This window comes from Actinomadura sp. HBU206391 (assembly GCF_014323665.1).
Lineage (GTDB): Bacteria > Actinomycetota > Actinomycetes > Streptosporangiales > Streptosporangiaceae > Actinomadura_C.
On sequence record NZ_JABVEB010000323.1, the window covers coordinates 1 to 5454 of the forward strand.

Below are 5454 nucleotides of genomic sequence, written 5' to 3' on the forward strand. Positions count from 1 at the left end.
AGGCCCATTCATTGCGGTCGCGGTCTTGCCAGACCAGCAGCACTAGGCGCGCTGCGGGGCGCAGAGCGCGCCCGATATTGGTGAACGCGGCGACTGGGTCGTCGAAGAACATCGTTCCGAACCTGCTGATACAGAGGTCGAAATGCGTCGGTGGGAAGCGGTGGACCTGGGCGTCCGCCTGCTGGTAGGTGATGTTGGGCAGTCCCTGGTCGGCGCTGAGCTGACGGGCCCGTTCGAGCATTCGTGCGGAGAGGTCGATGCCTACCGCGCTTCCAGTGACGGCGGCGCGGGCGGCCTCGCGCGTGGTCTGGCCCGTACCGCAGCCGATGTCGAGCACACGATCGCGGGAGCCGACGCGGGCAGCGGCGCGGAAGAGTTCGTTGTGCAGGCGCAACTCTGCGTCGTAGTCGAACAGGTCGGTTTGCCTGGTTCCGTGCTCACCCGCGGTCGGCTCGGACTTCGGCCGCATCTGGGTACCGTGCTGTTCGGACATCACCGTCACTGGATCCTCTCGATACTGATTTCGGCATATTTATTGGTTTTGTGGATGTCGATGCCTCAAGGCTCTATCGGGCCGTCGCGGAGTAGGAGTACGCCTCGCACCTGGTCCAGCGACACTGTTTCCGGCGGGCACTCCGCCAGCCACCAGGTGGCGCCCGCCATGGCGTAGGGCGCCGGATCGGCGCTGGGTGGGAGGGCGACGGCGATGTCGTACGGGTCGTCTTTGGCTGGCGGAGATCGGTGATGGCGGTGACGATGTCGGCGAGCTGGTCGGGGTGTTGGAGATTGACCGGGAAGAAGCCGTCGTGCCGGGCGGCGCGGCGCAGCGGTTTGACGTTACCGGGAAGTCCCGCGGCCCACACCGCCACGCCGGGCCGCTGAACCGGTCGGGGGAGGAAGGAGATGCCGTTGACGGTGTAGTGCCGGCTGTGGTGGTGCACCGGCCTACCGGACCATGCGGCGGTGAGGATCTCCAGTGACTCGTCGAGCATCTGCCCCCGCCGCCGATCGTCGAGTTCCTCGCCGGTCGCGCGCAGCTCGTCGGCGAGGCGGTCGCTGCCGAGACCGACGCCGAGGGTGAGGCGGCCACCGCTGAGCCGGTCCAGCGTCGCGGCCTCCCTGGCGACCTTGGGCGGCCGGCGGCGGGCAAGAGGTGTGACCATGGGGCCGAGCCGAAGGCATTCCGTGGCGGTGGCGATTGCTGCCAGTGTGATCCACGGGTCGGCCACCCGCTGGACCGGCGCCCGCCAGCGCAGGTGGTCCCAGACGAACACGCCGCGCCAGCCGGCCTCCTCCGCCTCGGCGGCCAGCCGTGCGACCACCGCCGGTTCGGCGAGCTCGTCGAAGAGCGGCAGCTAGAGCGCTGAACGCAACCGGGTCATGGTCGGCCGCCTCCGGTGTGCTGGATCAGCGCCGGTACGAACACGTCCCACAGCGGCCTCGGCAGGTCGTGCCCCGCGCCTTGCAGGATCAGCAGCTTCGCGCCGGGAATCGCGTCGCGCAGCGCCTGCCCGTGTGGGAGCGGGAAAGCCGGGTCGCGGTCCCCGTGCACCACCAGGGTCGGCGCCGTGATGTCGCCAAAGCCGCGGGACGGCCCGTCGAAGGTCATCGCGTAGTGGTTGGCGAGGGTGGATGCGATGTTGCGGGTGCGGGCCACTTCCCGCTCGACCAGCGCACGCATGGCGGTCTCGTCGAAGTAGGACGAGCCACCCGAGTACGCCCTTGCCGACGCGACAACGAAGTCCACTACCGCGGCGGAATCGGCGGGGTCCGGGTCGGCGGGGTTGTTGCTGGTGAGCTCGTCCGACGACGGCGGGAGGCCGTCCTCGCCTGTGGAGGTGGAGACGAACGTCAGTGACGCGACCCGGTCGGGGTGGTCCACCCCGACGATGAGCCCGATTCCGCCGGACATGGACCGGCAGATGATGTGTGCGCGCTCGACGTTCAGTGCGTCCAGGATGCCGAGCGCGTCCCCGGCCAGGTCTGTGTACGTGTAGCCCGGCCGTCCGGGCGGGTAGCTGGTGGATCTGCCGGTGTCCCGGTTGTCGTAGCGGATCACGAACCGGTCGCCGCGCGCGATCTGTTCGCACAGCTCGGCTTCCCACCACAGCATCGAGGCGGCCGCACCATCGACGAGCAGGACCGCCGGGTTCGCGGGGTTTCCGAAGGTCTCGACGCACAGTTCGACATCGCTGATCTCGACGAGCTTCTCGCCGTTGGAAAGGTGATCGGTCATGAATTCCACGCTAGGCCACGCATTTCATCGCCAAAAGCGATAGTTTCCGATCAACTCAATCATGATTGGCGATGTTCATCGCCTATGGTGCGTTCATGTCTCACGTCGAACTGCGGCATCTCACCACGTTGGCCGCCGTCGCCGACGAGGGCTCGTTCGGGCGGGCGGCCGCGCGGCTCGGGTACACCCAGTCGACGGTGAGTCAGCAGATCGCGGCTTTGGAGAAAGCTGTCGGCGGTGCCGTGTTCGACCGGCCGGGTGGACCGAAACCGGTGCGGATCACCCCGCTCGGCGCGGTGGTGCTGGCACACGGACGCGATCTGCTGGCGAAGGCCCAGGCGATGGCGGCGGCCCTCGACCGGTTCAAGGCCGGCGACGGCAGGGTCGACATCGGCACCTTCCAGAGCGTGTCCAACGTGATCTTGCCGCTGGTCGTACGCAGGCTTCTGGACGAGCACCCCGGCTGCGACATCAGGCTGTTCGAGGAGGAGACCGACCGGCCACAAGTCCGTGAGCTCGACCTGATGTTCTTCGACGGCCGCATCGAAGGCGAGGTCGAACACCTCAAGTTGCTCGACGATCCCTACCTGCTGGTCGCGCGCCGCGGCAACTTCCCCGACGGTCCGGTGCGCCTGGCCCAACTCGACGGCGCACCGATGGTCGCGTACCCGCCGGTCTGCGACCAGCCCCGGGTGGAGCAGGCGCTCGCACGCCGCGGCGTCCGGCCGCGGATCGTGTTCCGCACCGCGGGCAACGAAACCGTGCTGTCGATGGTGCGCGCCGGGATGGGGTCGGCGGTACTGCCACAACTCGCCGTCCACAGTGCCGACGTCGGCTCCGACGAGTCGTTAAGCATGCACGAGCTCCGGCCAGGGCTAACGCCACGCGAGATCTTCCTGCTGTGGCAGGCAGATCGCACCCACTCCCCACTCGCGGCACGGGCGATCGAGATCGCCGTAGACGTCGCAGGCAAGATCGCCAAGCGCGCATGAAAACCCGCCTGACCAGCGGAAATGCAGAGAGGGCCCGGAAGTGCGCATCCGAGCGGTGCAAACTCGCGCCGTGACATGACCGCATGTCGAGCCTCGCCAGGCATCAGTCCTGAGGCAAGTGAACAAGTAGCCGAGATGAGTGCGATGTGGCCGCCCCCTGGGGCGGCCACATCGGGAAGTGGGAGAGTTCACGGCTGGGTGGTGAGTCCCTCCAATGTTGAACGGATCGGCGTGGCTGTGCGCTGGAGGAGATTCTCGAGCTCCGGCCCGGTGGTGGAGAACTCCCCGCGGCGTGCTGCGTGGAACATGCCGAGCAGCATGTTCGCCTGATCCGCGGGTACCCCGTGGCCGATTATTGTGGCCGTCCATGCCTCGTCATCGGCGACGACGCGGCGGATGGTGCGTCCGGTGAGTTCGGTGACGATGCTGGTGATGTCCGCAAGGTCTAGCGCGTCTGGCGCGGTCAGCGGCGGGGTCGGACCGTCGAACCGGCCCTCGTCGGCGAGGATGATCGCTGCCGCCTCGGCGAGGTCGGCGTGCGCCGTCCAGGACACGGGCCCATCGGCCGGTGCGACGAGCTCGCCGGTCTCGAGCGCCCGGCCGAGCAGATGCTGGACGGTGCTGGCATAGAAGCCGTTCCGCAGCACCGTGAAGGGTGTGCCCGTCTTCGACAGGTAGCGCTCGGTGGCGGCATGGTCGGGCATCGGCGCGAAGACCGAATCCTCGGCGGCGCCTTGGTGGCTGGTGTAGAGGATGCGTTTGGCACCGACATCGCGAGCGGCGTCGATCGCCGCCACGTGCTGGGCGATCGCCGCCTCGCCCGTCTGGTTCGTCGAGACGATGAGCACCTGCGTTGCGCCTTCGAACGCATCGGTGAGGGAGCCCGGGTCGGTGAAGTCGCCGCGCCGCACGCGCACCCCGCGTACGGCCAGGTCGCCAGCGCGGTCGGTGTCGCGGACACTCACGCCGACCCGGTCCGCCGAGACCCGATCGAGCAGCCGATCAACGATCTGGCAGCCGAGTCGGCCGGTACCGCCGGTAATGATGATCACGTTTATCCTCCTGTGCTAACGCTGGAACGATAAGAACGATACCACTGTTAGCAACAAAGATAGCGAGGGTGCGTTATCATTGGAAGCATGGCAGGGGTCAGGCGGGATAGCGCCAGCCGGGACAAGACGCGAGCGAGCATCGTGGAGTGCGCGGCGCAGCTCCTTCGTGAGCAGGGCGCAAGCGCGGTCACCACCCGTGCGGTCGCGCAGGCGGCGGGCATGCAGGCGCCGACCATCTATCGGTTCTTCGAGGACAAGGACGCGCTGCTCGACGCCGTCGCCGAGCACGTCTTCGCCACCTACGTCGCCGGGAAGACCCTCGTCGAGGACTGTGGCGATCCGGTTGCGGATCTTCGGGCGGGGTGGGACACGCATATCGGCTTCGCCCTTGCCAACGCGGCGCTGTTCGGTCTTCTCACCGACCCCAGCCGCGGGGCTCGTTCACCGGCTGCGGCCGCCGGCCTGGAGGTTCTGCGCGCCCGGGTGCACCGTGTCGCTGTAATCGGCCGGCTCCGGGTCCCCGAACGGCGCGCCGTCGAACTCATCCACGCCGCTGGCACCGGCGCCGTGCTCACCCTGCTCTCCACCCCGCCGGAGCACCGGGACCTCGACCTTGCGGACGCGATGTACGAGGCGGTGATGCGATCGATCCTCACCGACGCGCCGACGCTTCCCGCCAACAGCACGGCCGCGGCCGCTGTCGCATTCCGGGCCGTCGCACCGAAGCTGACAATGCTCACCAACGCCGAGCGCGCCCTGCTGTCGGAGTGGCTGGATCGAGCCGGCGACAGCCCAACCACCCCCGGTGCCTCCGATGGCCCCGACTGAGACCGCGATCAGGTGCCGTCCAAGGTTGACCGCATCCGCGAGCGGACGGAAGCGGGCGAGTTCGCGAACGGCACCGCAGTCCGGTCGTGGTCTTGTAGTTGCCGTTATGGCTTTGTGCTGGCGAGAATCGGACAGTGGTCGGACTAGATCGGCGATGGGATCGCGAAGCCCTCTCTGCGTGACCACGAGCGTGAGCAGCTGATCGCGTTCCTCCCGCAGATGAACAACAAGATCAACGAAATCACGGCGCGGCACCAGGCCGAAACGGGACCGGGCGACAAAAGATCATCGCCCAGATATCGCCCAAACAAGCCTGAAGCCCCGCCTCTCAAACAAGAGACAGGGC

Annotated in this window: 6 protein-coding genes; 2 read left to right on the forward strand and 4 right to left on the reverse strand. The window is 67.8% G+C overall.

Features of this window, described 5'->3' with window-relative positions; all coding sequences use genetic code 11:
* From HKK72_RS35375 to HKK72_RS35385, 3 genes are all read right to left on the reverse strand, one after another.
* Window positions 1-493 (reverse strand): class I SAM-dependent methyltransferase (locus tag HKK72_RS35375; protein ID WP_261987513.1); only part of this gene is annotated, 493 nt, incomplete at its 3' end.
* 73 nt (window positions 494-566) lie between these two features.
* The gene (locus HKK72_RS35380; RefSeq protein WP_222721552.1) at window positions 567-1322 is read right to left on the reverse strand and encodes an LLM class flavin-dependent oxidoreductase; all 756 of its coding nucleotides are present in this window, start codon (window positions 1320-1322) and stop codon (window positions 567-569) included.
* Between the two features lie 56 nt (window positions 1323-1378).
* Window positions 1379-2236 (reverse strand): alpha/beta fold hydrolase, encoded by an 858-nt coding sequence (locus HKK72_RS35385; RefSeq protein ID WP_187238765.1) that lies wholly within the window; start codon window positions 2234-2236, stop codon window positions 1379-1381.
* 95 nt (window positions 2237-2331) lie between these two features.
* Here HKK72_RS35385 and HKK72_RS35390 point away from each other — a divergent pair, with 95 nt between their 5' ends.
* Window positions 2332-3228, forward strand: coding sequence for a LysR family transcriptional regulator (locus HKK72_RS35390; RefSeq protein WP_187238766.1), 897 nt, complete (start codon window positions 2332-2334; stop codon window positions 3226-3228).
* Window positions 3229-3416: 188 nt separating this feature from the next.
* On the opposite strand, the gene HKK72_RS35395 is transcribed toward HKK72_RS35390, so the two are convergent.
* Window positions 3417-4280 (reverse strand): NAD(P)H-binding protein, encoded by an 864-nt coding sequence (locus HKK72_RS35395; protein WP_187238767.1) that lies wholly within the window; start codon window positions 4278-4280, stop codon window positions 3417-3419.
* Between the two features lie 87 nt (window positions 4281-4367).
* On the opposite strand from HKK72_RS35395, the gene HKK72_RS35400 reads away from it, so the two are divergent.
* Entirely contained in the window at window positions 4368-5108 is a 741-nt protein-coding gene (locus HKK72_RS35400; RefSeq protein ID WP_187238768.1) for a TetR/AcrR family transcriptional regulator, read from the forward strand.
* The last annotated feature ends 346 nt before the right edge of the window (window positions 5109-5454 follow it).

What these genes read in the sequence shown, in the direction of transcription:
- HKK72_RS35390 (WP_187238766.1), top strand. Translation starts at nt 2,332, where the DNA reads ATGTCTCACGTCGAACTGCGGCATCTCACCACGTTGGCCGCCGTCGCC.
- HKK72_RS35400 (WP_187238768.1), top strand. Translation starts at nt 4,368, where the DNA reads ATGGCAGGGGTCAGGCGGGATAGCGCCAGCCGGGACAAGACGCGAGCG.
- HKK72_RS35385 (WP_187238765.1), bottom strand. Translation starts at nt 2,236, where the DNA reads ATGACCGATCACCTTTCCAACGGCGAGAAGCTCGTCGAGATCAGCGAT.